This is a genomic window from Haloarcula sp. CBA1131 (assembly GCF_008728975.1).
GTDB classification, from domain to species: domain Archaea; phylum Halobacteriota; class Halobacteria; order Halobacteriales; family Haloarculaceae; genus Haloarcula; species Haloarcula hispanica.
The window spans coordinates 414,958-440,898 of the sequence record NZ_RPCY01000001.1; the positions used below are offsets into that span (position 1 = coordinate 414,958).

Sequence of the window (25,941 nt, forward strand, 5' to 3'; positions counted from 1 at the left end):
GACTGATTGTGTAGATTCCGGTCCAGTTACGCCATCGCGCCGCCTGCGACGGGGGTATCTATTCGAGGGATACCGGCCCGCCAACGCAACTCCGCCCGCGAAACGTGACCGAACTCGGCTCGACGGTGACAGCCCGGACACAGCGAGACGACGTTGTCAAGCGTGTGTGCGTCCCGGACGGCGAGCGCTGGCATCACGGCGAACAGCCGAACCGGCACGATGTGGTGCACATCCGGGTTCCGTCCCAGTTCCTCGGCAGCAGTGCCACACAGCACGCAAGCGTGGTCGTCCCGCGCCAGGGCCTGCTCGCGCACCGACCGCCATCCCGGTCCGTACTCGCCCACGCCACCGCCGCGCCAGTTCGGATGCCCGTCACCGGTGAACGCCGCCGAAAGCCACTCCGCGTGGCAGTCACGGCTGCAGAGGACGACTTCACTCTGAATCTGACTCGGATATCGCTCAATGCGGGCGTCGCAAACGTCACAGGAGACCGATAGTTTGCCACCGGACCACGAGTGGTGTGCAGCTCCAGAAATTTGTGGCGGGTCGCGCCACGCCGCGTTCTCGACACAGTCAGAGCAGTATACCCCATCTTTCTCCGACGGGTAATACTCGAACTTCGCGCCACAGACCTCGCAATTCGTCTGCTCTGTCGCATCCGAAAAGTTCGGATTGGCTTTTCCTTCGTACGATACAGCGGCATCGTGGCAGTGCTTCGAACAGTAGGCTCGGGCGGACTCACAGTAGAAGGAATCTCCACAATGGTTGCACTCTCTATTCGGTAGCCGTTCGTCGTGGACGCGGCTATGATGCACCCCAAGACCACGTCGACTATCGAATACCCGACCACATGTCGGACAGTCAAACTCTTTCACAGGGCAGACAAGAACGTAGTAGATAGTAAATATGAGCCGAGTGGGGTGAAAGTAAAACTAAACGTACTGATGTCCTCGGTTCAAAACATATAAGAAAATTGATACAGTCCGGGTGCGGGAATTGAACCCACGTCTCAGCCACCACAAGGCTGAAGGATACCACTACCCCAACCCGGACACGCTTATTGAGGCAATCATAGATATTCCGCTGGAACAGAAATACGTTACGAATCGGGGAACCAGTGAGTCGTGAGAGCGCGTGACAGCGGTGGCACGTCGGTTCGGAGTTGAGTTCGACTATAGTAGCCATTGAAAATCAGTGCACACCTGCTCGCACGCCTGCAATGCGGTCAGTGTGTAAACCATTTCAATTGTTACGATAGCTCACCGGCTGCTTCGAGACGCTTTTACACAGCCGACGCGTACAGAGAGGCACGCGTGGCCATCACGGACAAAATCTACGTCAAGAACCACCAGCAGCTCGCCTCCCAGCTAGAGACGAGCTTCCCGAAGGGGGCGTTCAAGGGTGCGACGCTGGACATCCTGTTTCAGGGCGAGGGGTTGGCAAAGCTCGACGAAGCCTCCAGAGAGCGAGTCCTGGATTTCGCTGAGGACTTCCTCGACTGTGACTGTGAGGCCAACCCCCACTGTGGTTGTGCCGAGCGGAAGTTCATCTCGTACCTGCTGGAACTGCGCGAACAGGGAATGGGGCCGGACGCAATCGTCGACGTGATGAGCGACGACTACATGCTGTATGCGTATCCGGGCGACGTGCTCTCTTTCCTCGATAACTCCGTCAGAACGTTAGAAGCCGTGGAAACCCTGGCCGATGTCGATGGGCGCGACGACGTCGCCGAGGACGTACAGCAGAAACGCCAGCGGTTACTCTAGGTCGTCGAAGCTGCCGATGCGATAGGAGGCGTCTTCCTCTTCGCCCTGATCGAGGTCTTCGAGATGAATGACCTCGTCTTGATCCATCTCGTCGAGTTGCTGGCGGAGCTTCGTGACGTAGCGCTTGTGTTCTTCCAGTTGTTCACGGAGGTGTTCGGCTTCGAGTTCGAGTCGCTCGTGCTCGCGGACGAAGCTCTTCGGAACTTCGACTTTCGGCGGGAAGCTCTCGGTACTGGTCTCGGTTGCGTCGTCCTCGAACTCGTGTTCCGGCGCGACCTTCACCTGACCGTCGTGGGAAACAAGCGTGTCGACGTAATCCCGGAAGACGGCGGACAGCGAGATATCGCGTTCCTCGGCGATTTCGCGGAGGGTTTCGAATTTGTCCTCGCTGACGCGAAAGGAGATAGTCTTGTTTTTGTTGCCCATAGTTACGTACTGTTTTAGTAGCAACGTATTTAATCGTTTGTCAGACGCTACCGGACCGATTCCCTGGTAGCCGTGAGTCGCAACAGTCGAACCGCTGTGATTTAACCGCCGGCCGACCTCGGTATCGGCAGAGATGGCGACAGACATCGACGCGACCGCTCACCACTTCGGTATCATCGTCAGCGATCTGGACCGCGCCGTCGAGTTCTACCGCGACGTGCTCGGACTCGACGTGCTGACGCGCTTCTCGGTCGGTGACGAGGCGTTCGGCACCGCCGTCGACATCGAAGGGGCCAGCGCCGAACTGGTGCACCTCGACGCCGGCGGCGCGCGTCTGGAACTGGCGAGCTACGAGCCGGAAGGCGAGGCGATGCCGGACCCGGACCTCAATCGACCGGGAGCGACCCATCCCGGGCTGGAAGTCGACGACCTCGATGCGGTCGCCGACCGACTACCCGATGATGTCGAAACGCTCAGCGGCCCGCAAACGACCGAGAGCGGGACGACGATCATGTTCGTCGTCGATCCAGAAGGGAACCGAATCGAGCTACTAGAGCCGTAGCGCCGGTCGACCTGCCAGCAGCGAAAAATCGAGGACGGTGCCGCGGTCAGTCCGCGCTGGCTTCGGCCTGTTCGTCCTGCAGGCTCTCCAGCGCGCCGACGACCGACTGCCGATAGTTCTCGATTGACAACTGCTCGTACTCCTCGTCAGCCATCGAGATATACTCGTCAGTGGCCGGGTCCTCCATGTCGGCTTCCTTGTACCGCTTGACCCGGTCAAGCGTTCGCTCGGCCGTTTCCACGACCCAGCGGTCCCGCGTCGCTTCGTCGACCTTCGAGATGGACTCGGGGCGGATCGAGACGTTCACTTCGCCCTCGTCGGTCTCGTAGGTGCGTGGCTTGCCGACGACAGCGACGTAGGCCGGCGGCTCCAGTTCGCGCAGCATCGACGCCGCGTCGGGCTGGTACTGCCCGGCGTACATGAAGAACGTGTCGCCGTTGGGGTCGACGACCCGGCCCTGCCAGTACTCGCTGTCCTCACCGACGTCTTCGGTTTCGGTGAGGGTCCCGACCAGGAACACGCGGTTGGCGCGCTGGCCGGTCGGCAGGAGGACGTACACCGGCGCGCGGTCGTCGTCGGATTCCTTGAACGTGTAGCTCGCGTCGTTGAACTCGCGTGCGAAGACGCGCCGTGCGACCTCGCGGGTGGGTGTACTCGCCATTTAGATCGACCTCGCTTTGATGAGAATCTCGTCTGCATCCACGGCCCCGGTCAGTCGCTCCTGCTCGTCGGCGAGCAAGTAGCGGCCAAACGTCGGACCGCGGACGCGGTAATACCGGCCGAGGATTTTCTGTCGCATCTCGTCGGCGACAACGGTGGTGTCGAGCGCGTCCATCGCCATCTCCTTCGCCTCTTCGAGGGCGATGCCGGTCAGCTCCTCGGTCGCGTCCTCGTCGAAGATGACCTCGGTGACCTCCTCGCCGTCGTCGAGGACGCCCTTGATTCGGAGGTCGAACTCGCCTTCGACCTCGCCGTGTTCGCTACAGCGGCCGTTCTGGAGGACGCGCGTGCAGTCGTCCTCCGGACAGCGCTTGATGAGCCCGGAGCCCGACTGGATGTCGACCAGCGCGCCCTCGGCCTCGACGCTGTCGTCGCCGACCTCAATTGCCTCGTCGAGTTCCTCGATAGTGGTCGTCCGGTTGAGCTTCACGGAGAAGCGGCCCTGGTACTCGTCGGTGACGACGTTGCGCAGGGCGTAGGACTTCCCTTCTTCGAGCGACGGGAGGTCGGACTTCGACCACTTCGTGAACTTGATCGTGCCCGTCTCGTCGCCCAACAAGCCGACCTGGGCCACGGCGTCGGCGCGCGGCTCCCAGAGTTCGACGACCGTCGCGCGAACGTCGACCCACTCCTCGGGGGCGTCGACATCGGCGACGTTCACTTGCTCGTTGCCGCCGCCGTCGCCGCCGCCCAGCTGGTCGCGGTCCATACCAGCCTCGTCGAGGTACGTGTTGACGACGCTCCGGCGGGCCTCACTGATGGGGACCTGATAGTCGTTCACCAGCGTATCGAGCCGCTCGACGACGTCGTCGACGTCGATCTCTAGCTGGTCGGAAAACTGCTCGTGTATCTCTGTCGCGTGGGTACGCAAATCTGACTCAGTCATTGGCTTTCACTGTCTCCGCCTGGTTTTCGTTGGGAGACATCCGACGCTTGGTCGCCTTCGGATATAAACACTCGCCCAGCGGAGTGAAAGTGAAAGTGAGTGAGGGTGTTGCGGTCCCACAGTCGCGGCGCGAGAGCCACGCGAGAAGATTGATTTGTCGCGGGGCACAACGGTCAGTATGGCCGACGACGACCGACTCGCACGGTTCATCCGAGATACCTTGCGGTCGGCCGAGCAGCAGCTCTCGGACGCGAAGAAGGCCTACAAAAACGGCAAGCGGTCGGCGGAGGCCGGCCTGCCCAGGGACGAGGAGGGCCGGGCTCGAATCGTCTGTCGCCGCCACGCCGAGTACCGCGCGGTGTCGATGGACGAGCAGCGTCGGCCAGTCTGCTACGACGCAGAGAGTCCGGACTGTCAGGGCTGTGTCGAAGACATCAGGGACGGGACGATAGAAACGTGGTAACTCGCTGACGGCAGTGGGTTCTGTTGGTACTCTCCTCGGTCGCCAGTACAACATTTTAGCACTGGCTGGGCAAAGCCCGAGTATGGAGCGACCAATCGTCGCGCTCGTCCTGGCCGGCGGCACCGGCACGCGCCTGTATCCGGCGAGTCGGAGCGACCGCCCCAAACAGTTTCTCTCCTTCGGGGAAGACGAATCGCTACTCGCCGAGACTGTCAGTCGGGTCGGGTTGGCCGACGAGACCTACGTGCTGACTCGGGACTCGTTCGCCGACGGGGTCCGGGAGCACGTCCCGAATGCAGCAGTGTTGACCGAACCGGAACCGAAAGACACCGGGCCGGCACTGGCGTATGCGGCCCACCGCATCCGCGAGCAGGTCGGCGATTGTGTTCTGCTGTGTCTGCCAAGCGACCACCGGATTTCGGGGCCGTTCGAGACGGTCGCACGAACGGCCGCGCGAGTCGCAGTGGAAACCGAGGGGCTTGTTACCGTCGGCATTGAGCCCGACCGGCCGGCGACCGGCTACGGCTACATCAAGCCCGGGCCGTCCGAGAACGGCTTCGCGCCGGTCGAAACGTTCCACGAGAAGCCGGACCGGGAGACCGCGACGGAGTACGTCCGGGAGGGGTTCTACTGGAACGCCGGCCTGTTCGCGTGGACGCCGACGGCCCTCCTGTCCGCCGCGGCGTCGTCGCCGCTTGCACCCATGGTCGAGCGACTCGACGACGGGGACCATGACGCCGCCTTTGCCGCTGTTGACCCGGTGAGCATCGACTACGCTGTGCTCGAAGAAGCCGAGAACGCCTTCGTCGTCCCGGCGGCGCTGGACTGGGACGACCTGGGCTCGTGGGACGCCTTCGAGCGCATCCTCGACAAACAAGACGGAAACGCGGTGCTGGGGGAGGCGGTCACCATCGACGCCGATGGGAACGTGCTGGCGAGCGACGGGCACGTCAGCGCCGTCGGCGTCGAAGACCTCGTGGTGGCGTCCTTCGACAACCGAACACTCGTCGTCCCGAAAGACGAGGCTCAGCGCGTTCGGGAGGTCGTGTCGGAGCTACGCGATGACGAGCGATTCTGAGCGGATCGGCGGCCAGGGCTGTTAGCTCCGCATCGCGCCGCCGTCGACGGGCAGGGCCGTCCCGGTGACGTAGGAGGAGCGGGCCGACGAGAGGAACGCCACCACGTCTCCGAGTTCCTCGGGCTGGCCGACGCGCTGGAGCGGCGCGTCGGACCAGGATTCGATACCCTCCTCGTAGGAATCGTACTCGCCGCGCTCGACGGCCGCCTCGACGAGTTCCTCGATGCGGGGCGTCTCGTGTGCACCGGGGAGGACGGCGTTGACGCGGACCTCCGGCGCGAACTCGCGGGCCTGGGTCTTCATCAGGCCGATGACGGCCCGGCGGACAGCGTTCGAGAGCACCAGGTCGTCGATGACCTCCCTGACGGATCGGGAGGTGATGTTGACGATAGTACCGTCGTCGGAGTCCCGGAGATACGGATAGGCGGTCCGGGTGGTCCAGACGGCGCTCATCACCAGCAGGTCGTACGCGCCGTACCAGTCCCGTTCGGTCGTCTCCATGAACGGTCCGGGGGCCGGGCCGCCGGTGCTGGTAACGACGTGGTCGAGGCCGCCGAAGGTGTCGACGGTCTCCTCGACGAGCGCTTCGATCTGGTCGGGGTCGGTGATGTCGGCCTCGACCGCCAGTACGTCGCCGTCGCCGATTGATTCGAGCCGGTCCCGCGCCTCATCGACGTGGTCCGGCGTTCGGCCACAGACGGCCACGTCGGCACCCTCAGCGGCGAGGGCTTCGGCGCTCGCGAGTCCGAGGCCGCTCGTCGCGGCGGTACACAGCGCTGCGTTGCCATCGAGTTCGAGGTCCATGTCCGGGAGAAGTACCGACTGTCCCAAAAAGTCCCGCTCGCAAACTGTCCCAGTTACCGTGACTGCACAGCGGCCTAGCTGCCCCAGAAGTTGTCCCGGCTCCCGAGACGCCGGCCGTCGTCGTCGGGGTCGTCGTCCGTCTCGTCGGTATCGGTGTCGCTCTCGCTGGTTTCGGATTCGGAGAGCTCTTCGTCCATCTCCAGTCGCTCGACCTCCTCGGCGCGGGCGTGGTTCGAGTGGACGTTCGTCACCTTGACCAGCGAGCGGGCCGGCGGGAGCACGCCGTCCACCATGATGATGAAGCCGTCCTCGGTCCGACCGACGCCGGCACCGCTCTCGTGGATGTCCTCGACGTCGACGGCGACTTCCTCGCCCATCTTGACCGGCTGGCTCTTGAGCTCCGAGATCGGCTGGTTGTAGTGATTGCACCACTCGGCGCCGCCACGGTCGCCGTAGTGGGTACAGCCCATCCCCTGGATTCGTTCGGTGAATTTGGGACAGTCGTCTGCGAGCGGACAATCGGCCATATCAGGGGATAACGTGGCCGCTGGCAAAACGCTTGCGACCCCATCTCCGCGCCGCACAGCCTGTTATTACGTTTGAGATTTTCACCGGCACACACTTTACTGCCACTCGCTGGTTGTCGCGTAGCATTCGGCAGCGCCCAGAGCTATGAGAACGCAGATGTCGGCAGGGCTGGTTTGCCTGCTTCTGGTTTGCACGTCTCCAGTCGCCCTCGGTGTCGAGTCGAGTCCACCGGCACAAATCGGCACCAGCGACAGCGATAGTTCGATTGATGTCCGGTACGCAATCGACAGAGAGCCGACCCAGACCGGTCGGGTACGGGTGACCGCGACGATTGAGCGACCACGGCACGTCACTGGACTGTCGGTGCGGACGCCGGCGGAGACGACAGTCCTCCGAGCCGACGGCCTCCGGTCAGATGGCGACCGCTGGCGTCTCAGCGGCGATACGAGGACAGCACAGTTGACCTACACTGTGCCGGTCGGACTCTCGACGACGTTCGGCCAGCGGACCGCCGGCACCGACAACTGGACGCTGCTGGCCAGACAGGAAGTGTCACTGCGTGCCCGCTGGCGCTGGCGCGCCGGGCCGCGGCCCAGATGGAACGAGTCGCTCGTACTCGCGCCTGGCCAGAACGGTGTCGCCGGGCGTACGGCCGCCTACATCGGCCCACACGAGACAGAACTCAGAACAGTCGACGGGGACCGAATCACCCTCGTTGTCCCGGCGGCTGCGGACCTGCGACCCAACCGAACCGCCGTCTTGGACTCCATCAGTCACGCGAAGCGTGCCTCGACCGCCGGAACGGATCACGACCACATCCGCGTGTTCGTCGCGCCGAACGAACTCGCACCGGGCGGGTACTCCCCGTCGAACGGCGAGTCGGATGTCATCGTCAACGCCGGCGAACCCGTCCGTTCCCCGGTCAACGTCTGGGTCCACGAGTACCGCCACACCCGGGAGACGTTCGAGACGACACCGGCGATGGACTGGCTCAGTGAGGGGAGCGCGGACTATCACACCGCGGCGCTCACCTACAGCGCGAGCGGTATCGAAAAAGACCAGTTTCATGAGAGGATTGCGACCGAGCGCCACGAAACCGCTGACCTGACACAGCCCGATAGCTGGGACGGGCCGGGCGCGCAGTACCACAAGGGAACGCGTGTCGTCGCGGCTATCGACGCCCGCCTCCGGCAGGCGACCGACGGGAACCGAACGTTCGAAGCGGTCCTCGACGGGCTGACTCGGCGAGACGAGCGAATTACACTCAGGCTGTTCGCCGAGACGGTGTCGGCTGTCGCCGGGGACGACCTCGACGCGTTCGTTCGACAGGCTGTCACTGACACCGCGCCGTCAGTCCAGACCGACGCGCTCACTGATCGTGACCTGCAGCGAAGCGGCGTAGCGGATACGACCGACCGGCAGGCGAATTTCGCGCCGTCAGTCGATAGCAGCCCGGCCACAGCGACCAGCGGCGACGACGAGGGCAAGCACGGCGTCGGTACCGCACGGCCCGTCACCGACCGTCACGGGGAGTGGACCATGCTCGGGACGCTCGGCATACTGTCGGTGGTACTGGTCGGTCGGCAGCGACGGCGCAAACGGCTGTAGCGCTTCGATGAGCGCTTGGCCTACTTTGAGAGCGTCGCTAGGCCACGCATCGCGTCGGAGCGCTAACGCGGCGTTCTGTGCCGAATATGTTTTTCCACAACTGTCATGCCGGCCGCTTACCTGTCACCTGACAATGGCATCACAGTCCATTTTCGAGCGGATCGGCGGTCGCGACGCGGTAGACGCGGTGGTCTCGGACTTCTACGACCGGGTGCTCGACGACCCGGTACTCGACCCGTACTTCGAAGCGACCGACATGGACCAGCTCCGCAGCCACCAGGCGCAGTTCATCAGTGCCGTCGCCGGCGGACCGGTCGACTACGACGGCGATGACATGCAGACCGCCCACGAAGGCATGGGAATCACCGAAGAAGCGTTCGCCAACGTCGCGACCCACCTCGAAGCCGCGCTCCGGGAGAACGGCGTCTCCGACGACGACGTCGAAGCGATTCTCACTGAGGTCGCTGCCATGGAAGACGACATCGTAGAAGCGTAGCACCGGGGTTCGGACGCATTCAGACACAGCGCCGGAGCCGTTCGGAGACCGGAACAGCTCGGTGTCGCTGTAGGGCTGGCCCTGTGAGCAGGCACAGTCCCAGTAGTAGCAGTACCGATGGTTCACCCGTGTTTTCAAAACAATAGCTGGGTGTGAAAATGTCGCTGTTTCATACGTCTCGCCGGGAAAACCATGGTTGTGGAGGGTGCGAAACTGATACCATCCCCCCAAGTCGGGTTCCGTGCCTCTGACAGGTCATGCGAGCCGACTAGGTATTGGCAGTAGTGCACCCTTCACTGCGACATTCTAAAGACTGGTTCTGGTGAGACATACGGGCGGTGACAGGCATTTTCAGAGCGGTCAGCCGGCAGCGAACTGTGGGGGACGCTGGAATGCGACCGATGGCGCGCTTGGTTGTTTTGAGAATGTGACTCCTCGGCGTGTAGCGTGGCTGTCTACGTTGCTTTTATTCGGAGATGGCGGGATGGTGGGATTCTCACCCGAGGCCAGGCCTCACTTCGTTCGGTCTGGCGTGATTCGAATCCCCCTGCGTGCTGCGGTTCAGCACGCTTCACTATCGTTCAGCGGCTTCACGGGCACGGTGGGATTCGAACCCACGACCGTCGGATATCTTCCCCCGATGGCAGCGCCAGCGGAGATAGAAGTCCGACGCTCTATCCGGACTGAGCTACGTGCCCTCGCTGTCGTGTACTTCCGGTAGTGACAAAAGAAATGCGGAACGCGATCGCCGGTCAGTCACCGTGGTCGAGGTCTTCTTCGACGTCATCAGCCGTCGTAATGGCGTTGACGTTCCCGGTCTGAATCGCGGTCAGCCCGTCCAGCTCACAGAGGGCGTCGATTTCGTCCTGCGTGGTCGAGACCAGCAGGTCGTCGAACTGGAGGTGGCGCTCGACGGTCGCGCCGGCGGCCGCCACGGCCGCGGCGACACGGTCGGGGTCAGCATCCTCAGCCGTTTCGAGAAGCAACTCGACAGGCTCGCCTTCGATTGGGTCCGCACGCAGGCTCTCGACGGCACGGGAGACGTACATCACTCGGACGAGGGACCGCCGGGGCCTTGATTGTGCTGTTCGGGGTGGTCGAAGCGGGCCTCCGCGACGGCGAAGGCCAGCGTGCTGACCAGACCAAGCAGGGTCCCGCCGGTGAGCATCACCGCAAGGTACTCCAGATCCCGAATCCCGAGGAAGAAGGCGCTGACGGCGTGCAACACGGCGGCAATCGACAGGACGTAGAAGGGGGCGTTGAGATACCGCCAGCGGAAGCTCCCGTCGAGGTACTCGTCGGTCACGCGGCCGAGGCTGGAGGTGATGCCGGCGGCGGCGAACCACTGGATCGCTCCCGAAACCAGCGACGCGATGACTTCCAGAGCGTCGGGGTCGGTCTGGCGTTCGAGTTCCTGAACGCCGCTGACGCCGCCGATAGCGAGCAGCGCGGCCGCGACGACGTAGGTGATGATCGTCACGCGCCCGGCGTACAGTCCGGACGTCGTCCGCTCGACCGCTTCGTCCAGTATCTTCTCAGCGCCGAGGCCCCGGGCGAGGATGTAGAGCCCAAGCAGGCCAGAGATGACACCCAGCGCGGAGCCGGGGTAGCCCAGCGCCTCGATGGCGATTGTCAGCGGGTAGATGAGCAGGAGTATGCCAAGCGGGACCAGAATTGTGCCGCGGGTCTCCGGATCGTCGAGCACCTGCTTGATGGTGTAGTACATCGATTCGAGGTTCTGGGCCTGGCGGACGACGACGCGGCGGACGCCGTCGATACGGACCCGCGAGCGGATGACGGGGACGACGGATTCGTCCTGTGCGCCGTCGGTGACGAGGAGCGCCCGCACGTCCTCGCTGGCCGCCAGCGACGCGAGGACGGTATCGACCTCCTCGCCGACCGCCCGGTTGGCGGCCACGTCGCTCCCGTCGACACCGGTGACGGCCGCGACTTCGACCGGTTCGTCGGTGATGTCGTCGTAGATGTGGACGCCCTCGAAGAGGACGTTCACGTCGGAGTCCTCCGGGTCGTTCGAGGCCAGCGCCACCGCTGCATCTACGACGGCATCGCGCCCGATGACTGGCGTCTCGATGCCGGTCTTGCGGCCGAGGTCGTCGTCGAGGTCGATACACAGCACCAGCAGCATCTATCGGCGCTACGCCGTCTGTGTTTAACTTCTTTCGGGACCGCCTCACCCTGATTCAGGCAGCGTCCCGCGGGTCCGCCGCTCGACGAGCAACAGCGCGGCGAGCCCCAGAATGATGAGCGTGTACGCCGCTGCGGCGGTGAGCGCGGCCTGTTCGGAGCTGTACTCACCGGTGCGGAAGATGATAGCCTTCCGGACCATTGCGATGACGCCCGTGTAGATGACTAGGCGAACGATACGTCGGGTTTCACTTTCCTGCGTGTACGCGACGACGGTCTGGTACACCTCGACGATGATAAAGAGGAGCAGGGCCGTGTCGATGAAGCCGACGACGACCAGTGGGTCGGTGATATCGCCGCGGAGCGCGCTCTGGAATATCTGGAGGGTTAGGTCGAAGACGCCGATGGCAAAGAGCAGGACCAGCACCAGCGCTGCGACGACTTCGACGTACCGGATGAGCGACTCGCTAACCCCAAGAACCCTGTCGTCGAACGACTCCGCTGCGGGCAGCGGCCCGCCCACGGGGTCGGACTCCTCGTCATCCATACATATGAGACGGCCCCCAGCCCATTCAAAGCGGTCCCTATCTGGCGTGGCCCACCCATGTTGTCTCATCTCACTCACGAGCCGATGCGCACGCTTTTTCCCGCTGGGAGCGGTGTTTACAGGTAATGATTTCCGAGGGCTGCGAACAGTGCGCCAAAGGCGGCAAGATGGTGCTGTTCGTCTACGGCTACTGCGACCAGCGAGACTGCTTCTACTGTCCCCTCGGGGAAAACCGCAAGAACGTCACCCAGATGTACGCCAACGAGCGTCCCGTCGAGGACGACGCGGACGTCATCGAGGAGGCCAAGCGCATGAGCGCGCTCGGCACATCGATCACCGGCGGCGAACCCCAGGAAGTGCTCGACCGGACCTGTCACTACCTGGAACTGCTGAAAGACGAGTTCGGCGAGGACCACCACACGCACCTCTACACCGGTATCCCCGGCGGCCGCGAGAACATGCGCCGCCTCTCGGAAGCCGGCCTCGACGAGATCCGCTTCCACCCGCCTCTAGAGCAGTGGGGCGACCTCCACGGGACCGAGTGGGAGGACATCCTCTACATCGCCCGCGAGGAGGGGCTGACACCCGCCTTCGAGATTCCCGGTATCCGCGCCGAGGAGGAGTTCCTCGAGTTCCTCGACGAGGGCGCGGCCGACTTCTGTAACATCAACGAGTTCGAGATGTCCGACGGGAACTACCGCCGGATGCAGGAGGAGGGCTTCGAACTGAAAGAGGACCACATGAGCGCCGTCGAGGGGTCCCACGACATCCTGGAGAAGATGGGCGACCACGAGAAGGTGTACTTCTGTACGAGCGTGTTCAAAGACGCCGCCCAGCACCGCTCGCGGCTCAAGCGGATGGCGCGCAACATCCGCCGCCCGTTCGACGACGTGACCGACGACGGGACGCTCGTCTACGGGAAGGCCTGGACCTCCGAGGCTCGGCTTGAAACCCTCGGCGTCCCCGAAGAGTACTACACCGTCAAATCCGAGCACGTCGAACTCGCCTGGTGGCTGCTGGAGGAGATGGTCGAGGAAGGTGACGTCGAGAAGGGCGAAATCGTCGAGCAGTACCCGACCTACGACGGGACGGTCGTCGAGCGGACGCCGCTGTCCAACGGTGCTGACGCTGGACGGGCAACGGCTGACGACTGAGACCAGGGTTCTGTTTTTCTGTCCGGTTTCTGCATCACACAGGCCTGTGCTGTCCAGCCGTGGCTTTATCTATCAGCTAAGAGAAATGCCGGTGACCCTCCATGCGCCTGGCTATCGACAGCGGGAAACTCCTGTACGCACTCGGTATTCTGTTCGCCGCGGCGGCGCTCCTGTATTTCGTCCGGGACGTCGTGTTTGATCTCTCGATAACGGTGAAAGCGGCGCTGCTGTTGCTGGGCTTTGTTGCGCTGTTCGTTGCGGGCGTGGCCCTCGAACGGGACGTGCTTGACGTCGTAGCCTTCGCTCTCAGTGGCGTAACCTACGTCGTGTTCGCCGGCTACGTCGTTGTTCGGTATTCGCCGGGTGAAACTGGCACGTTCCTGTTGCTCGCCGCGTCGGCGGGACTGTTCGTCGGGCTCGGCTACGCGCTCCGGGCAGGGATTCCGACACCGTCGCGCCGAACGGCGACGGTCGCGCTCGGCGGCCTGCTCGTCGTGAGCGGGGTGCTCGTGGGAGCCGACGCGCTCAGTGGCGGGGTGACCTACGATGTGCAGACAAACGAGTCCGTCACCGTGTCGGTCCCGGAGCCGGAGACCCCGGACAGGTACCCGTACATCGAGGCGGAAATCGGAGCCGTTACCGCATCGAACCCGTCACCGTTCCTGCGAGCGCTAGACCTCCCCTCGCTTTCGGGCTGTCTGGTCGGGCCGACAGACCACCCGCAGGACAGCGTGTACGTAGACACCGATATCCAGTGGGACGAGGACACCATCGGCGCTTCGACGACGAAGTCCTACGCCGTCACCGCCGAGTTGCCGATTGACCCGAACCGGACGGAGCCAAAAACGTACGCCATCGAGCGGGACATCGACTGTAGCGCCGAGCGGCCCGAGCCGACGATAGCGATTCAGGTCGGCGAAAGCGACAGATTAGACTGACTACTCCAGTTCTGTGAGACACTCCTGACAGTAGGAGGCGTCTTGCATGTTCGGCGTACCGCAGGTGCCACAGGTCACGACCGACATATTGGTCTCCGACAGCGGTGACGCCTCGTCGTCGGTGAGCGTGTCGACTGGCCAGTCGGCTCTGGTAGGCGACTGGTCCCGCATCTCGGCGCGCTGGTGGACCTGCTGGATGAGCTCGTCGTCACGCATCGCTTCGAGGCCACACCAGAGCCCCAGAAACAGCAGCGTCGGCGCGACGATAACGAACAGGCCAGCGATGACGCGCAACGCCAGTTCCACCTGGCCGAGCGACATACGGTAACAATGGGCTGGAACGTCGAGTATCCTTCGCCGCATCCGTCGGCTTGCGGGCCGTCAGGCCGCGTCGACGCCTTCTTGTCCCGTCTCGCTGAAGACAGGCTGTGAGTGACCCTATCGTGGCAATCGGTGGCGGGCTCGCCGTGGTCTTGCTCCTCGGGTTGAGCGCGTTCTTTTCGAGCTCGGAAATCGCGGTGTTCTCGCTACAGAAGGACTGGATAGCACAACAGGCGGCGACGGGCGACCGACAGGCCAAGGTGCTGGAGGAACTGTACGACAACCCACACCGCCTGTTGGTGACGCTGCTAGTCGGCAACAACATCGTCAACATCGCGATTTCGAGCATCATCACCGTCCTCGTCGCGAGCTATCTCTCCCCGGGGCCGGCGGTCGTTGCAACCACGGTCGTCACCAGCTTCCTCATCCTGATCTTCGGCGAGATCGTGCCGAAGGCGTTCGGCCTCGGCAACGCACAGAAATGGGCACTGACTGTCGCATCGCCGGTCCGGATCGTCGAGCGCGTGCTCTCCCCGCTTATCACGTTGTTCGATGGCATTACCAGTCGCATAAACGCCCTCATTCCCGTCGAAACCGACATCGAGAAGCCGTACCTGGACTGACCGTCAGTACTGGTACAGAGAGACGACGAACGGCAGTTTGTTGTACATCCAGATCGCCAGCGGGAGACCGATGATCGTCACCGATAGCGCGTACGCGACGCCGGTCCAGACGCCGCTGGCCCACCAGCCGACGAAGACGAACCAGACCGCGCGGACGAGCAGCGAGTGTTGCGAGCCACCGTCGGTCTCTGTGACGAGTCGGTCGCGTCGCTTGAGCGTCAGCACGAGCGGTACCCTGTTTATCATCTTGATGCCCAGCGGGATGCCGATGATCGTGACGTTCAGTAGCCACGCGACCGAGAGCCAGATGCCAGTGACCCACCAGCCGACGAGCAGAAACCACACCGCCCGAACGAGGAGGGACCGCTGTTCACTCATACCTGGAACCTACCCCGGCCGGCATCATAAGCTTCCTGTCCGGTGTGTGAGGACAGAAACCGAGCCAGCCACACAGTGTGGGTCCGGCGTTACGCTTCGAACCCGTCTTCGAAGACGAACGTCCCGTTCCGCTGCACGACTTGCACCGACCTTTTTCGGCGTCGGGTCGCCGCTGGCGACCGCTCCTTGAAAAACGTCGATGAAAAAAGCCGCTCACTCCGTTCGCGGTCAGTACTCAGACCTCGAACCCGTCTTCGAAGACGAACGTCCCGTTCCGCTGCACGACTTCGCCGTCGACTTCGATGAACGAGTCCTCGCTCATGTCGACGATCATGTCGACGTGGACGGCCGATTCGTTTTGCTCGTTGTCCTCGCCAACCGTCTCGTCGTAGGCTCGCCCTACCGCCATATGAACGGTGTCACCCATCTTTTCATCGAACAGCATATTGTAGGAGAACTGGTCGATATCCCGGTTCATTCCGATACCCAGTTCGCCGAGTCGGCTCGCACCGTCATCAGTCGACAACACCTCTGTCAGGAGGTCCTCGTTCTTGGCGGCGCTGTGCTCGACGACTTCGCCGTCCTCGAAGCGGAGGAAGACGTCGGTCACTTCCCGGCCCTGATGGTACAGCGGCTTGTCGAACAGCACCTCGCCCTCGACGCTGTCGGAGACTGGCGCAGTGAACACCTCACCGCCGGGCAGGTTCTTCTCGCCGTAATCGTTGAGCGTCTCGTTGCCGGCGATAGACATCGTCACGTCGGTCGTCTCTCCCGAGACAATGCGTACCTCCTCAGCGGGGTCGAGTATCTCGACCATCTGTGCCTGGTGCTCGCGAACGGCGTCCCAGTCTTTGAGGACGGCGTCCCAGACGAAGTTCTCGTACCCCTCTGTGGAGGTCTGGGCGAGCTGGGCGTTCGCGGGCGCGGGGTACTGGGTGAGACACCAGGTCTTCGAGAGCCGCTCGTTCAAGAGTGGCTGCTGGGACTGCTGGTAGGCGGCTGTCGTTTCGGGGTCGACATCGCTGGTCTCGGTGACGTTGTCGCTGCCCTTGATAGCGATGTACGCGTCCATCTCCTCGTACAGCGCCTCGATGTGGCTCGGCGTCTCGAACTCGTCCCGGTTGCGGAGGTAGGCGCGCCGGAACCGCTCGCCGAGGCGGTTCTGCACAACGAGCGGGTTCGCGCCGCGGTCAGCGGCGAACTCGTGTAGCGCGGTGACGAGGTCCGAAGCCTGCGGGTGGGCGTCGATAACGAGGTTGTCGCCTTCGCTCAGGTCGATAGAGTGGTCGACGATGACTTCTGCGTGTTCGCGAATACGTGGGTCCATACAGATAGGCACCACCGACGGCCCCTAACCGTTACCCTCCCGGCTACTTCTTCTTGCTCTGCTGGAACCCTTCTTTGAATCCCTGGAAGGTCCGCCGGAGCATCAGATACATAAAGAAGAAAAACAGGAGCACAGCAGCGAGGAGCGCGTAGGTGAGCAGGTCAGCCATACCGGCGGTTGTCGAGCCGACATGAAAGTCCTTTCGGGAGACCCGCCTTCGGGCGTCTACCGGTCGATATCGGAGGGTAAAATACGGGTTTGACCGATAGCTACAACGATCACTGTGCTTTGGCAAAGACTCATAATCCCATAGAACATACAGATAGTCATGTCGTTGCTGCCCTCTCGGGACCCGGCGACCCCGGACGCCGAACCCCGAGTAATCGGTGTCGACAGTGATGATGCGGACGACGTGCTGTCGGCACTCTCGGCAGAGACCGCGCGCAACTTACTGTCAGAGCTAAACAAGGAGCCAGCACCGCCGTCGGAGCTGGCTGACCGGGTCGATACGTCGCTGCAAAACGCACAGTACCATCTGAAGAAGCTCAAAAACGCCGGTGCGGTCGAGGTCGTCGATACGGCCTACTCCGAGAAGGGGCGCGAGATGGACGTGTTCGCGCCGGCCAACCAGCCGCTCGTTATCTGTGCCGGCGATGAACAGGAGACGTCGGGGCTGCGGGCGGCGCTAGCGAACATTATCGGCGGGCTCGCGATCATCGGCTTCGCCAGTCTGCTGGTCCAGCAGGTGTTCGGGAGCGGACTTGGGTCGCTGTTCGGTGGCCCGACAGTGTCCTCCGGGAGTGCGGACACTGACCCCCGGAATCCGAGTCTCTACGCCGAGAACGCTACCGTGACGGACGGCGGCTTCGAGGCCACTGCGGGTGCGCTCGACACCGCCGCACAGGGCGGCGCTGAAGCCGCCGCTGCTGTGATTCCGCCGGGACTGGCGTTCTTCGCCGGCGGCGCGTTCGTCATTGCAGGCATGGCGGCGCTGTGGTACATGCGCCAGTAGCCGCCGATTCGGTTCACTGTGACGCGAGCTTTTGACGGAAAGTTACCGTGTAACTGTCTCACCGTTCGACGATAGTCGTCGATATCGGCGTGCCATCCGGGGAGCGGAGACGGACGCGAACGTCACCGGCCATCACATCCAGTTCCGCGTGGGCCGGCTGATAGCGCCGCGGGTCCGCATAACTGCCCGGGTTGACCAGCGTCCAGCCGCCGAAATCAGTCAGTACGGGTTTGTGCGAGTGTCCGACGACGACGATATCGGCGTTTTCCTGCCGAGCCAGCATCCCGAGGGCGGTTTCGGTGTGCTCGTGGCCGTGGACAACGACGATGGTCAGCCCCTCCCAGGAGACGGTCGCAACGTCGGGGAGGCGGGCGCGGACCGCCGGTCTATCGTTGTTCCCGACGACGCCGGTCAGTTCGTCGCATTCGGCGTCGATAGCATCGAGGACCCGCTCGGTCATGAAATCGCCCGCGTGGAGAACGTGGTCGGCCTCGCGGACAGCATCAAGCGTCCGACCTGACAGTCGATGGTCGTCCGTCCCGTGCGTATCTGAGATGACAGTGAGCATACCGCCGGTAACGGAGCCAGGTATAAATCCAGAAGCATTTTGCGTGATGGATGTGACGGAAAAATAATGGCAGGGAGCAAATCAGTCGTCATCGCCGCACTGATAGCCAACGGCGCGATTGCGATTCTGAAGTTCTTCGGCTTCCTCCTTACCGGGAGTGCCGCGATGCTGTCGGAAACGTACCACAGCATCTCAGACACCGGAAACCAGGTGTTCTTGCTCATCGGGATTCGGTTCAGCGAGCGGGAGCGGGACCGTCGCCACCCCTTTGGCTACGGCAAGGCGCAGTTCTTCTACAGTTTTCTCGTCTCCGTGTTCCTGTTCGGCATCGCCGGCTGGGAGAGCGCGAAACACGGCTACAACCAACTGACCGCCGGCGGGCACGGCGGCGGTGGACACGCCGGGGAGGCAGTCGAGTTCCTATTCATCTCCTTCCAGCCGCCGGCGTGGCTGGACCCGCTGTGGGTCAACTACACCGTCCTCCTCGGCGCGTTCGTGTTCGAGACGTACGCGCTGATAAAGGCCCGCGCCGAAATGAAACGCCAGATCGACCGGAACGACTGGTCGGGCTACCGCGAGGCGTTCCGCAAGACCAGCGACGTGACGACGCTGACCGCGCTCACTGAGGACACCATCGCGCTGGCAGGCATCGTCATCGCGCTGGTCGGCCTGTTCCTCGAACAGCAGACCGGCAACCCGTTTTTCGACCGGATCTCCGCGCTGCTCATCGGGATTATGCTGATGGGCTTCGCCCTGGCCCTGGCCTGGGAGAACAAGCGCCTCCTCCTGGGGGAAAGCCTCCCGACGGACGAGGAACAGCGACTCCGTGACGTCATCATGCAGAACGAGAACGTGACGGAGATCATCGGCTTCCGGACGGTCTACTTCGGGCCGAACGAGGTCATCGTCTTCGCGGACCTACAGTTCGACCCGGCACTCGATACTGAGTCGATGGACGACGAGATAACGACCCTCGAATCAGCGATGCAGGACACTAACGGCGACATCAGGAAAGTCTACATCGAGCCGGAGTCGTAGGGGTCGCTGTCTTCGAGCCACCACGGAATCGGGACGCGCTCGGTGTCGGTCGTGACCGTCACTGTCGTATCGATGTCCGGCCGGTCCGGTCGACGTTCGGTGTGTTCGACGTATCTGATTACCCCCTGTCGGTCGACGTACAGCCGCGACCGCCCGATTTCGGACTCGTTCTCGCCAATCGGCGTCTCGACCGTATCCGTCACGGCCAGAACAGCGACCGGTCGTCCGTTCCACTGGACGGAATCCACCTGCCGATACTCGGTATTCGACAGGAGTTGTCGGAGCAGATTACTCCCGGCTGTCGAGGTGACCAGCGAGGTGTTCGGTGTCGCGGGCGTGGTGGCGTACGGCGTATCAGGATCGTCTCGGACGTTGGTGTACACCGTCCCGTTGGCGAGGATCACATCGTCCGATATCGGACCGAACCGACGTCTGACGCGCTGGACCTCTCGCTCACGGTCTACCCAGACGTCGAGCGTGTTCTGTGGCCCCGCCTGTTCGACGTGGCGGTGGAAGCTCCGGGTCGAAAGCGCCTGCTGGTGACGGTCCAGTAGTCGGCCCACGTCGACGGTTCCGTTGCTAGTCGGGACTGTCACTGTCGCGTCCGGCGAGCTAGTGGGGACGGGCGCTGGCGTCACCGGGTCGCCGCCGTCCGCTGTCGACCCGGCCGAAAAGAGGCCGGAACAGCCCGCGAGAAGCGCGATGGCGACAGTGAGCGCGACACGCCACATGTGCTTCAGAAGGGGCGCTCGCGGCAAGTAGCTGTGGGGCCGAACCCTTTTGCCGGTGAACGGCCAATCGAGAGTACGTGGCAACGACGGACGACGGCTACATGCGGTTTTTCCCCTTCGAGGAGCCGTACGACCATCAGCAGGAGGCGATGGGAACGATATACGACGCCCTCGACGAGGGCCGGGATGTGCTGTTCGAAGGGGCCTGCGGGACCGGCAAGACGCTCGCCTCGCTGGTCCCCGCGCTGGAACACGCCCGCGAGACGGGCAAGACCGTCGTCATCACGACGAACGTCCATCAGCAGATGCGCCAGTTCGTCGAGGACGCCAGAGCGATTACCGACCAGGAGCGACTGCGAGCGGTCGTCTTCCGAGGAAAAGGGTCGATGTGTCACATTGACGTGGACTACGAGGAGTGTCAGGCGCTGCGGGACACGACCCGTGACCTGGTCGAAGTCGAGAGCGACATCGCCGAGCTGGAACAGCGCGAGGGGGAACTGCTCTCGGACGGCCAGGCGGGCAGCAGCGAGGCGATGGAGGCCCGCAACGCCGTCGTCGAGGAGCTCCGGGACCTGCAAGACGAGCGCGAGGAGATCGAAACCGAGCGGTCGACCTGCGACCACTACTACCGGAACCTCACCGTCGACACCAGCGAGTTCTACGCGTGGCTGTTCGACGACGTTCGGACGCCCGACGATGTGTACGAGTACGCCCACCAGCAGGGGCTGTGTGGCTACGAACTGCTGAAAGAGGGGATGGACGGCGTCGACCTCGTCGTCTGTAACTACCACCACCTGCTGGACCCGACCATCCGCGAGCAGTTCTTCAACTGGATCGGCCGCGACCCCGAAGACATTATCGCCGTCTTCGACGAGGCCCACAACGTCGAGTCGGCTGCCCGCGACCACGCCCGGCGGACGCTCACCGAGAACACGCTCGACCAGGCGCTGGAAGAACTCGACAGCGAGGAGGACGCCCGAACGGACGCCGCGGCCAACGTCATCGAAACGTTCCGGGACGCGCTCGTCGAGGCCTACGAGGACTCCTTCGAGTTCGGCGCACGCGCGGCCGTCGACGAGCACTGGGACGACATCACCATCGCCAACGACGACCGGAAGGACGACCTGACGCTTGCCTTCCTCCAGGGGTACACCGGCCCCGGCTTCCACGAGGAACTGGACCGCGCACTGGAACTCGGTCGAGACCTCGACGCCCGCTACCAGAAGGCGTTCAAAGAGGGCGATCTGGACACCAGGAAGGAGTGCCAGACCCTCCAGGCCGCCGGCTTCATCGCCGACTGGCTCGACGAATCGGACGAGACCGGCCAGTATCCCGTGGTCAGCATCCGCCGCGACGAGTCGACCGACGACGTGTACGGCCGCGCGGAGCTGTACACCTGCATCCCCGAAGAAGTCACCCGCGACCTGTTCGAGGACCTGCACGCGGCGGTGCTGATGAGCGCCACGCTCCGCCCCTTCGACGTGACCGAGAACGTCGTCGGCGTCGACGACCCGGTGACGATGGCCTACGGCGCGCAGTTCCCCGAGGACCGCCGCCGAACCTACGCCGTCGACGGCCCCGCGCTGTTTTCCAGCGAGCGGGACGACCCACAGACCCAGCAACGCATCGCCCGCACACTCGAAGACATTGTCCGGTTCACCCCCGGCAACACACTCGTGTTCTGTCCCTCCTACAGCGAGGCCGAGCGCTACCACGACATGACCGCCGTGAGCGCGACCCGGTACCTGGACGAACCGGGCACGCAGGCGCGTGACCTCCGAGAGGCCTTTACCGACGGCGACAACGGCGTCCTCTACACCTCGCTGTGGGGGACGCTCGGCGAGGGCGTGAGCTACGACGGCGACGACGCCCGGACGGTCGTGGTCGTCGGCGTTCCCTACCCCCATCTCGACGACCGCATGGACGCCGTGCAGGACGCCTACGACACGACCTTCGGCGATGGCGAGGACGATGCCGGCTGGCGCTACGCCGTCGAAATTCCGACCGTCCGCAAGACCAGACAGGCCCTCGGTCGCGTGGTCCGCTCGCCGGACGACTTCGGCGCGCGCATCCTGCTGGACAAGCGCTACACTGAAGCCGCCGAGATGGAGATGCACGACTACGCCGTTCGCGGAACTTTTCCGCCCGAGGAGCGCCGCGAGATGGTCGATATCGGCCCCGAGAAGCTCAAGTTCGCGATGCTGAACTTCTATCAGGACATGGACGCCTACGACGGGCCGCCGCCGAAGCCGTAGGGAACTGTATATCGGTCGCCATCGGCGAGCAGTTTCGCCCACGTTTTTCCAGGAACCGTCCCGCAACGAGCGGAGCGAGTGAGGAACGGTGATGCTGAAAAAGGTGGATGCCGACGCCTACGACGGGCCGCCGCCGAAGCCCTGACCCACACCGGCTCAAATAGGGTAGCTCGCCCCAGAGATGCAGGAGGAGACCCGCTGTGGTAGCAACGTAACTCCAGAGTGGCCTCTCTATCGGCAGTCGATATTGAAGCAGTGTTTAATACAAATAGTTTGTTTTGATAAAATATAGGAGAATATAGATGATATTTGGGCTTATCGGACTGCTGTTCAACATTGTCACGTTTCCGGGGATACTTGTAAACAACGTCGTTCAGGGCGTATTCAACCAGAAGTACAACGTTCCAGCAGCGCGGTTAGCGGTCGATAAGGGCATAGATTTAGACGAGGTCGAAAATACTGAAGAAGCAATGGCCCGAGTCTCGCGGGTCCTCGCTGACGGCGAAGACCCGGGTGAGGGAGAACGGCTGGAGCAGTTCACTAACTACCATGGGGTCAAGCCATACCGAACCCTGTTCGGAGTCATCCTCGGCCCGTTCTTCGTCATGTCGACCCTGGCGCTAGTGTTGTTCACCGGTGCAGTCGGCCTGGAGATAGTGGGTGTCGTCGGTGATGGCGATGGACTGGTCTGGTTCGCGTCGATATACCCCGGGTTCGTTGTAGCCGCCCACGCCTTCCCGAACCAAGGCCCGACAAGCGCGCTATGGGATCGGTCCCGGGAGACGGGGAGCCTGCTACGGGTCGTCGGCTACCCACTGGCGTTGCTATCAATGCTGTTTAGCCTGCTCGAGTTCCTGTGGATCGACGCACTGTACGCGCTCCTGCTGTACTGGACCGTCGGGATTCCGCTCGGCGTTGTCGGTTGACCAGCCGAAACCGGATGTTTTGAAACCCTCCACGCGAAACTCGCGGGCAATGCTAGTCGCCTTCGACTTCGACGGGACGCTCTCCGATTCGGAGATGACGGTCCTGCTGGGAAGCCAGAACGGGACGGCCGAGGACATGGCCGACATCACCGAGCGCGCGATGAACAACGAAATCGAGTACGCCGAAAGTCTCCGCCAGCGGTGTGCGCTCCTCGAAGGCCTCTCCGAGGAGAAGGCACAGGACGCCTTCGACGAGGTCGCCCTGCGCCCCGGCGCGGCAGAGATCATCGAAGCTCTGCGGGACGCCGGCGTCTACGTCGCTATCCTCACCGGCGGGTTCGAGCGCGGCGTCGAGGCTGCACTCGAAACGGAGGGGGTCGAAGTCGACGCCATCGTCGCCAATCGGCTGCCAGTGGAAGACGGAAAGCTGACCGGCGAAGTTCGCGGACCGCTCATCTCCGGCACCAAAGACGACGCAATGGAGGTCGTGACCGCCGTTACTGGAGAAGACCGGGACACGACTGTCGCCGTCGGCGACGGAGCTAACGACCTGCCGATGCTCGAAGTCGCGAACCTGGCTATCGGCTTCGACCCGAAACCGGCCGTCGCACCGTCGTGTGACACGTCGGTCGAGACGATGGACGAACTGTACGACCTGCTGGAAGCCGAAGACGTCCTGTAGCGCAGTTTCCGCGCTCGCGCTCCGGATTGTGCATTGAAGCCGTTCTCGCCGCTGACCAGTATCGGATGAGAGATTGAAGCAGGGAGGGGCACGCTCCCCACGGACGCGAGCGTTCGTTGTCGGACCAATGACAGAGTATGGTTGAGCGTGAACCGACGCGTGCTCGCTACCGGCGACGGTTCATTGAATACATTATCCTCTCCCGTAATAAACCTAGTGAACAGGTGAATTCTTGCGTCACTTTGGTACGAGTGTCCAGATATTGTCTCTAAAAATACTGTATCTTCAGTTAGTTGGTTGCCTGACCGATAGCCTGGTCGAGGTCGGCTTTGATATCCTCGACGGATTCGGTGCCGACGGAGAGTCGGACCATGTCATCAGTGACGCCGGCGGCGGCCTTCTCCTCGTCAGTGAGCTGCTGGTGGGTGGTCGAGGCCGGGTGGATAATGAGCGTCTTCGCGTCGCCGACGTTTGCCAGCAGGGAGGCGATCTCCGTCGATTCGACGGTCGTTCGGGCGGCATCGTAGCCCGCGTCGAGGCCGAACGTTATCATGCCGCCGTAGCCGCCGTCGAGGTACTCGCTGGCGGTGTCATGCGTTTCGTGGTCTTCGAGGCCGGGGTAGGTGACCCACGAGACCTCGGGGTGGTCGGCGAGGAACTCGGCGACGCCTATGGCGTTGTCGCAGTGGCGGTCCATCCGCGCGGGCAGCGTCTCCAGGCCCTGCATCGTCTGCCAGGCGTCGAAGGGTGACTGCTGGCAGCCCAGGTCGCGGAGGCCGCGGGCGATGGCGGCGTAGGTGAAGGCCGCGTCGTCGAACCGCTCCCGGAAGTTGACGCCGTGGTACGCGGGGTTGTCGCCGGCGATTTCGGGGTATTTATCGGCGTGTTCCTCCCACGGGAAGGAGCCACCGTCGACGAGAACGCCGCCGACGGTGGTGCCGTGGCCGTGAATCCACTTCGTCGTGGAGTTCCAGACGAGGTCGGCCCCGTGCTCGATTGGGTTACAGAGGTACGGCGTCGCGAAGGTGTTGTCGACGAAGAAGGGAACGCCGTGGTCGTGGGCGATTTCGGCGAGGCGCTCGAAGTCCGGTGTGACCAGCGACGGGTTGCCGATGGTCTCACAGTGGACGTAGGCGGTGTTCTCGTCGATAGCCTCGGCGTAGGCGTCGTAGTCGAGCGTATCGACGAAGCGGGTCTCGACGCCGTTTCGCGGCGCGGTGTGGGTGTAGTAGGTGTAGGTCCCGCCGTACAGCGACGACGCCGTGACGACGTTGTCGCCGACGTCTGCGAGCAGGAAGGTGGCGAGATTCAGCGACGCCATGCCGGAGGCGGTGGCGACCGCGCCGACGCCGCCTTCCAGCGCCGCCAGCCGTTCCTGTAGCATGCCGACGGTGGGGTTCATTAGCCGCGAGTAGATGTGGCCCGGCTTCTCCAGCGCGAACTGCTTTGCGGCGTCCTCGGCGTCCTCGAAGACGTAGGATGTTGTCTGGTACAGCGGTGGCGCGCGCGAGCGGGTCTCGGCGTCCGGCTCTTCCTGCCCGACGTGCAGCGCGTCGGTTTCGAATCCGTGGTCTTGGTCGTCACTCATACACCCCGCTTCCACCGGACGGGTCTTAATAACAGCCACACCGGTCAGCCCCGCCACTGCTACGAGATACCGGTGATTCTTCGCACTAATGCCGAATAGGTTCGGCCATGGGTCGACAGGGTACAATCTGGGTGGTGCTGTCGAGACAACGTACAAACAGGCGGACGGCCGGGAGCGAGTGGTGCGACAACTGTCGCACCCGAAGCGACCCGGGGAAGGGCAGGCCTGCGGTCGTGCCGGGCGGTTAGCATACCGGTCGCCTGGCGACCGGTTTCACCGGACGCGAACGGAGTGAGCGTCCGGCCTTTTTCGCCCACGTTTTTGTACGGGGGTTGAGCGCTCGGCCCCGGCGAGCGCGAGGCCCCCGTGGA

General features: G+C 63.2%; 30 protein-coding genes and 2 tRNA genes. 14 read left to right on the plus strand and 18 right to left on the minus strand.

Annotation, left to right across the window (positions count from 1 at the left end; translation table 11 throughout):
• Window positions 1-26: 26 nt before the first annotated feature.
• Complete coding sequence (locus tag Har1131_RS02160) at window positions 27-875, minus strand: HNH endonuclease (RefSeq protein WP_079980815.1); 849 nt, start codon at window positions 873-875, stop codon at window positions 27-29.
• Window positions 876-981: 106 nt separating this feature from the next.
• A tRNA-His gene (locus Har1131_RS02165) sits at window positions 982-1,052 on the minus strand.
• 261 nt (window positions 1,053-1,313) lie between these two features.
• Here Har1131_RS02165 and Har1131_RS02170 point away from each other — a divergent pair.
• Window positions 1,314-1,766: a DUF5814 domain-containing protein gene (locus Har1131_RS02170; protein ID WP_004590290.1), complete on the plus strand. Its 453-nt coding sequence runs from the start codon at window positions 1,314-1,316 to the stop codon at window positions 1,764-1,766.
• Here the strand turns inward: Har1131_RS02170 and Har1131_RS02175 are convergent.
• Window positions 1,758-2,192 (minus strand): CopG family transcriptional regulator, encoded by a 435-nt coding sequence (locus Har1131_RS02175; protein ID WP_004515935.1) that lies wholly within the window; start codon window positions 2,190-2,192, stop codon window positions 1,758-1,760. The two genes, Har1131_RS02170 and Har1131_RS02175, sit on opposite strands and share 9 nt — an antisense overlap.
• Before the next feature lie 133 nt (window positions 2,193-2,325).
• On the opposite strand from Har1131_RS02175, the gene Har1131_RS02180 reads away from it, so the two are divergent.
• The gene (locus Har1131_RS02180) at window positions 2,326-2,754 is read left to right on the plus strand and encodes a VOC family protein (protein WP_014039068.1); all 429 of its coding nucleotides are present in this window, start codon (window positions 2,326-2,328) and stop codon (window positions 2,752-2,754) included.
• A 46-nt stretch (window positions 2,755-2,800) separates the two neighbouring features.
• Here the strand turns inward: Har1131_RS02180 and Har1131_RS02185 are convergent, their stop codons facing one another.
• Complete coding sequence (locus tag Har1131_RS02185; protein ID WP_014039067.1) at window positions 2,801-3,415, minus strand: RPA family protein; 615 nt, start codon at window positions 3,413-3,415, stop codon at window positions 2,801-2,803.
• Window positions 3,416-4,360, minus strand: a complete 945-nt coding sequence (locus tag Har1131_RS02190) for a replication protein A (protein ID WP_014039066.1) — start codon at window positions 4,358-4,360, stop codon at window positions 3,416-3,418.
• A gap of 178 nt (window positions 4,361-4,538) precedes the next feature.
• Between Har1131_RS02190 and Har1131_RS02195 the strand changes: the two genes are divergently transcribed.
• Together Har1131_RS02195 and Har1131_RS02200 are read left to right on the plus strand one after the other, a co-directional pair.
• Complete coding sequence (locus Har1131_RS02195; protein ID WP_004960042.1) at window positions 4,539-4,823, plus strand: hypothetical protein; 285 nt, start codon at window positions 4,539-4,541, stop codon at window positions 4,821-4,823.
• A gap of 82 nt (window positions 4,824-4,905) precedes the next feature.
• On the plus strand, window positions 4,906-5,901 hold the full coding sequence (locus tag Har1131_RS02200) for a mannose-1-phosphate guanylyltransferase (RefSeq protein WP_050037311.1): 996 nt from the start codon (window positions 4,906-4,908) through the stop codon (window positions 5,899-5,901).
• A 21-nt stretch (window positions 5,902-5,922) separates the two neighbouring features.
• On the opposite strand, the gene Har1131_RS02205 is transcribed toward Har1131_RS02200, so the two are convergent.
• Together Har1131_RS02205 and Har1131_RS02210 are read right to left on the minus strand one after the other, a co-directional pair.
• Window positions 5,923-6,705 (minus strand): SDR family oxidoreductase, encoded by a 783-nt coding sequence (locus tag Har1131_RS02205; RefSeq protein ID WP_151144883.1) that lies wholly within the window; start codon window positions 6,703-6,705, stop codon window positions 5,923-5,925.
• A gap of 74 nt (window positions 6,706-6,779) precedes the next feature.
• A complete protein-coding gene (locus Har1131_RS02210; protein ID WP_014039063.1) occupies window positions 6,780-7,232 on the minus strand; it encodes a TRAM domain-containing protein in 453 nt (150 codons plus the stop codon).
• Window positions 7,233-7,377: 145 nt separating this feature from the next.
• Between Har1131_RS02210 and Har1131_RS02215 the strand changes: the two genes are divergently transcribed.
• Together Har1131_RS02215 and Har1131_RS02220 are read left to right on the plus strand one after the other, a co-directional pair.
• Window positions 7,378-8,841, plus strand: coding sequence for a hypothetical protein (locus Har1131_RS02215; protein ID WP_151144892.1), 1,464 nt, complete (start codon window positions 7,378-7,380; stop codon window positions 8,839-8,841).
• Window positions 8,842-8,974: 133 nt separating this feature from the next.
• The gene (locus Har1131_RS02220) at window positions 8,975-9,337 is read left to right on the plus strand and encodes a group 1 truncated hemoglobin (RefSeq protein ID WP_014039061.1); all 363 of its coding nucleotides are present in this window, start codon (window positions 8,975-8,977) and stop codon (window positions 9,335-9,337) included.
• A 593-nt stretch (window positions 9,338-9,930) separates the two neighbouring features.
• On the opposite strand, the gene Har1131_RS02225 is transcribed toward Har1131_RS02220, so the two are convergent.
• The 4 genes from Har1131_RS02225 to Har1131_RS02240 form a co-directional block, all read right to left on the minus strand.
• A tRNA-Arg gene (locus Har1131_RS02225) sits at window positions 9,931-10,035 on the minus strand.
• 54 nt (window positions 10,036-10,089) lie between these two features.
• Entirely contained in the window at window positions 10,090-10,386 is a 297-nt protein-coding gene (locus Har1131_RS02230; RefSeq protein WP_014039060.1) for a hypothetical protein, read from the minus strand.
• Window positions 10,386-11,483, minus strand: coding sequence for a DUF373 family protein (locus tag Har1131_RS02235; RefSeq protein WP_151144896.1), 1,098 nt, complete (start codon window positions 11,481-11,483; stop codon window positions 10,386-10,388). Before Har1131_RS02235 ends, Har1131_RS02230 begins: the two co-directional genes overlap by 1 nt.
• A 45-nt stretch (window positions 11,484-11,528) precedes the next feature.
• Entirely contained in the window at window positions 11,529-12,029 is a 501-nt protein-coding gene (locus Har1131_RS02240) for a phosphate-starvation-inducible PsiE family protein (RefSeq protein WP_014039058.1), read from the minus strand.
• Between the two features lie 125 nt (window positions 12,030-12,154).
• Between Har1131_RS02240 and Har1131_RS02245 the strand changes: the two genes are divergently transcribed.
• Both Har1131_RS02245 and Har1131_RS02250 read left to right on the plus strand, forming a co-directional pair.
• Window positions 12,155-13,183 (plus strand): radical SAM protein, encoded by a 1,029-nt coding sequence (locus Har1131_RS02245; RefSeq protein WP_151144899.1) that lies wholly within the window; start codon window positions 12,155-12,157, stop codon window positions 13,181-13,183.
• A gap of 101 nt (window positions 13,184-13,284) precedes the next feature.
• Window positions 13,285-14,121, plus strand: a complete 837-nt coding sequence (locus Har1131_RS02250; protein ID WP_014039055.1) for a hypothetical protein — start codon at window positions 13,285-13,287, stop codon at window positions 14,119-14,121.
• On the opposite strand, the gene Har1131_RS02255 is transcribed toward Har1131_RS02250, so the two are convergent.
• Complete coding sequence (locus tag Har1131_RS02255; RefSeq protein ID WP_050037292.1) at window positions 14,122-14,442, minus strand: hypothetical protein; 321 nt, start codon at window positions 14,440-14,442, stop codon at window positions 14,122-14,124.
• 107 nt (window positions 14,443-14,549) lie between these two features.
• Between Har1131_RS02255 and Har1131_RS02260 the strand changes: the two genes are divergently transcribed.
• Window positions 14,550-15,065, plus strand: a complete 516-nt coding sequence (locus Har1131_RS02260) for a CNNM domain-containing protein (RefSeq protein WP_014039053.1) — start codon at window positions 14,550-14,552, stop codon at window positions 15,063-15,065.
• A gap of 3 nt (window positions 15,066-15,068) precedes the next feature.
• Here Har1131_RS02260 and Har1131_RS02265 read toward each other — a convergent pair whose 3' ends face one another.
• The 3 genes from Har1131_RS02265 to Har1131_RS22450 all read right to left on the minus strand — a co-directional run bounded on the left by Har1131_RS02265 (window position 15,069) and on the right by Har1131_RS22450 (window position 16,939).
• Window positions 15,069-15,443: a YccF domain-containing protein gene (locus Har1131_RS02265; RefSeq protein ID WP_008307173.1), complete on the minus strand. Its 375-nt coding sequence runs from the start codon at window positions 15,441-15,443 to the stop codon at window positions 15,069-15,071.
• Window positions 15,444-15,678: 235 nt separating this feature from the next.
• Window positions 15,679-16,770: an aminopeptidase gene (locus Har1131_RS02270; RefSeq protein ID WP_064288536.1), complete on the minus strand. Its 1,092-nt coding sequence runs from the start codon at window positions 16,768-16,770 to the stop codon at window positions 15,679-15,681.
• A 43-nt stretch (window positions 16,771-16,813) separates the two neighbouring features.
• Complete coding sequence (locus Har1131_RS22450; protein WP_004959992.1) at window positions 16,814-16,939, minus strand: hypothetical protein; 126 nt, start codon at window positions 16,937-16,939, stop codon at window positions 16,814-16,816.
• A 159-nt stretch (window positions 16,940-17,098) separates the two neighbouring features.
• Here Har1131_RS22450 and Har1131_RS02275 point away from each other — a divergent pair, with 159 nt between their 5' ends.
• Window positions 17,099-17,782 carry a helix-turn-helix domain-containing protein gene (locus Har1131_RS02275; protein WP_050037291.1) on the plus strand — a complete coding sequence of 228 codons (684 nt, stop codon included), beginning with the start codon at window positions 17,099-17,101 and terminating at the stop codon, window positions 17,780-17,782.
• A gap of 58 nt (window positions 17,783-17,840) precedes the next feature.
• Here Har1131_RS02275 and Har1131_RS02280 read toward each other — a convergent pair whose 3' ends face one another.
• Window positions 17,841-18,350: a metallophosphoesterase gene (locus Har1131_RS02280; RefSeq protein WP_014039050.1), complete on the minus strand. Its 510-nt coding sequence runs from the start codon at window positions 18,348-18,350 to the stop codon at window positions 17,841-17,843.
• 66 nt (window positions 18,351-18,416) lie between these two features.
• Between Har1131_RS02280 and Har1131_RS02285 the strand changes: the two genes are divergently transcribed.
• Entirely contained in the window at window positions 18,417-19,388 is a 972-nt protein-coding gene (locus Har1131_RS02285) for a cation diffusion facilitator family transporter (protein WP_014039049.1), read from the plus strand.
• Here Har1131_RS02285 and Har1131_RS02290 read toward each other — a convergent pair.
• The gene (locus tag Har1131_RS02290; protein WP_050007180.1) at window positions 19,367-20,119 is read right to left on the minus strand and encodes a hypothetical protein; all 753 of its coding nucleotides are present in this window, start codon (window positions 20,117-20,119) and stop codon (window positions 19,367-19,369) included. The two genes, Har1131_RS02285 and Har1131_RS02290, sit on opposite strands and share 22 nt — an antisense overlap.
• A gap of 77 nt (window positions 20,120-20,196) precedes the next feature.
• Here Har1131_RS02290 and Har1131_RS02295 point away from each other — a divergent pair, with 77 nt between their 5' ends.
• From Har1131_RS02295 to serB, 3 genes are all read left to right on the plus strand, one after another.
• Window positions 20,197-22,374, plus strand: a complete 2,178-nt coding sequence (locus Har1131_RS02295; RefSeq protein ID WP_151144903.1) for an ATP-dependent DNA helicase — start codon at window positions 20,197-20,199, stop codon at window positions 22,372-22,374.
• Between the two features lie 302 nt (window positions 22,375-22,676).
• Window positions 22,677-23,300, plus strand: a complete 624-nt coding sequence (locus tag Har1131_RS02300; protein ID WP_014039046.1) for a hypothetical protein — start codon at window positions 22,677-22,679, stop codon at window positions 23,298-23,300.
• A 19-nt stretch (window positions 23,301-23,319) separates the two neighbouring features.
• The gene (gene serB / locus Har1131_RS02305; RefSeq protein WP_225308070.1) at window positions 23,320-23,982 is read left to right on the plus strand and encodes a phosphoserine phosphatase SerB; all 663 of its coding nucleotides are present in this window, start codon (window positions 23,320-23,322) and stop codon (window positions 23,980-23,982) included.
• A 289-nt stretch (window positions 23,983-24,271) separates the two neighbouring features.
• On the opposite strand, the gene Har1131_RS02310 is transcribed toward serB, so the two are convergent.
• Complete coding sequence (locus Har1131_RS02310; RefSeq protein ID WP_044951534.1) at window positions 24,272-25,570, minus strand: O-acetylhomoserine aminocarboxypropyltransferase/cysteine synthase family protein; 1,299 nt, start codon at window positions 25,568-25,570, stop codon at window positions 24,272-24,274.
• Window positions 25,571-25,941: the final 371 nt, after the last annotated feature.

Excerpts from the sequence above, each read along its gene's own strand:
- Har1131_RS02175 (WP_004515935.1), bottom strand. The coding sequence starts at position 2,192 with ATGGGCAACAAAAACAAGACTATCTCCTTTCGCGTCAGCGAGGACAAA.
- Har1131_RS02265 (WP_008307173.1), bottom strand. The coding sequence starts at position 15,443 with ATGAGTGAACAGCGGTCCCTCCTCGTTCGGGCGGTGTGGTTTCTGCTC.
- Har1131_RS02195 (WP_004960042.1), top strand. The coding sequence starts at position 4,539 with ATGGCCGACGACGACCGACTCGCACGGTTCATCCGAGATACCTTGCGG.
- Har1131_RS02180 (WP_014039068.1), top strand. The coding sequence starts at position 2,326 with ATGGCGACAGACATCGACGCGACCGCTCACCACTTCGGTATCATCGTC.
- Har1131_RS02230 (WP_014039060.1), bottom strand. The coding sequence starts at position 10,386 with ATGTACGTCTCCCGTGCCGTCGAGAGCCTGCGTGCGGACCCAATCGAA.
- Har1131_RS02190 (WP_014039066.1), bottom strand. The coding sequence starts at position 4,360 with ATGACTGAGTCAGATTTGCGTACCCACGCGACAGAGATACACGAGCAG.
- Har1131_RS02205 (WP_151144883.1), bottom strand. The coding sequence starts at position 6,705 with ATGGACCTCGAACTCGATGGCAACGCAGCGCTGTGTACCGCCGCGACG.
- Har1131_RS02185 (WP_014039067.1), bottom strand. The coding sequence starts at position 3,415 with ATGGCGAGTACACCCACCCGCGAGGTCGCACGGCGCGTCTTCGCACGC.
- Har1131_RS02220 (WP_014039061.1), top strand. The coding sequence starts at position 8,975 with ATGGCATCACAGTCCATTTTCGAGCGGATCGGCGGTCGCGACGCGGTA.
- Har1131_RS02240 (WP_014039058.1), bottom strand. The coding sequence starts at position 12,029 with ATGGATGACGAGGAGTCCGACCCCGTGGGCGGGCCGCTGCCCGCAGCG.
- Har1131_RS02245 (WP_151144899.1), top strand. The coding sequence starts at position 12,155 with ATGATTTCCGAGGGCTGCGAACAGTGCGCCAAAGGCGGCAAGATGGTG.
- Har1131_RS02210 (WP_014039063.1), bottom strand. The coding sequence starts at position 7,232 with ATGGCCGATTGTCCGCTCGCAGACGACTGTCCCAAATTCACCGAACGA.
- Har1131_RS02235 (WP_151144896.1), bottom strand. The coding sequence starts at position 11,483 with ATGCTGCTGGTGCTGTGTATCGACCTCGACGACGACCTCGGCCGCAAG.
- Har1131_RS02280 (WP_014039050.1), bottom strand. The coding sequence starts at position 18,350 with ATGCTCACTGTCATCTCAGATACGCACGGGACGGACGACCATCGACTG.
- Har1131_RS02270 (WP_064288536.1), bottom strand. The coding sequence starts at position 16,770 with ATGGACCCACGTATTCGCGAACACGCAGAAGTCATCGTCGACCACTCT.
- Har1131_RS02310 (WP_044951534.1), bottom strand. The coding sequence starts at position 25,570 with ATGAGTGACGACCAAGACCACGGATTCGAAACCGACGCGCTGCACGTC.
- Har1131_RS02255 (WP_050037292.1), bottom strand. The coding sequence starts at position 14,442 with ATGTCGCTCGGCCAGGTGGAACTGGCGTTGCGCGTCATCGCTGGCCTG.
- Har1131_RS02275 (WP_050037291.1), top strand. The coding sequence starts at position 17,099 with ATGTCGTTGCTGCCCTCTCGGGACCCGGCGACCCCGGACGCCGAACCC.
- Har1131_RS02300 (WP_014039046.1), top strand. The coding sequence starts at position 22,677 with ATGATATTTGGGCTTATCGGACTGCTGTTCAACATTGTCACGTTTCCG.
- Har1131_RS02215 (WP_151144892.1), top strand. The coding sequence starts at position 7,378 with ATGAGAACGCAGATGTCGGCAGGGCTGGTTTGCCTGCTTCTGGTTTGC.
- Har1131_RS22450 (WP_004959992.1), bottom strand. The coding sequence starts at position 16,939 with ATGGCTGACCTGCTCACCTACGCGCTCCTCGCTGCTGTGCTCCTGTTT.
- Har1131_RS02290 (WP_050007180.1), bottom strand. The coding sequence starts at position 20,119 with ATGTGGCGTGTCGCGCTCACTGTCGCCATCGCGCTTCTCGCGGGCTGT.
- Har1131_RS02250 (WP_014039055.1), top strand. The coding sequence starts at position 13,285 with ATGCGCCTGGCTATCGACAGCGGGAAACTCCTGTACGCACTCGGTATT.
- Har1131_RS02285 (WP_014039049.1), top strand. The coding sequence starts at position 18,417 with ATGGCAGGGAGCAAATCAGTCGTCATCGCCGCACTGATAGCCAACGGC.
- Har1131_RS02200 (WP_050037311.1), top strand. The coding sequence starts at position 4,906 with ATGGAGCGACCAATCGTCGCGCTCGTCCTGGCCGGCGGCACCGGCACG.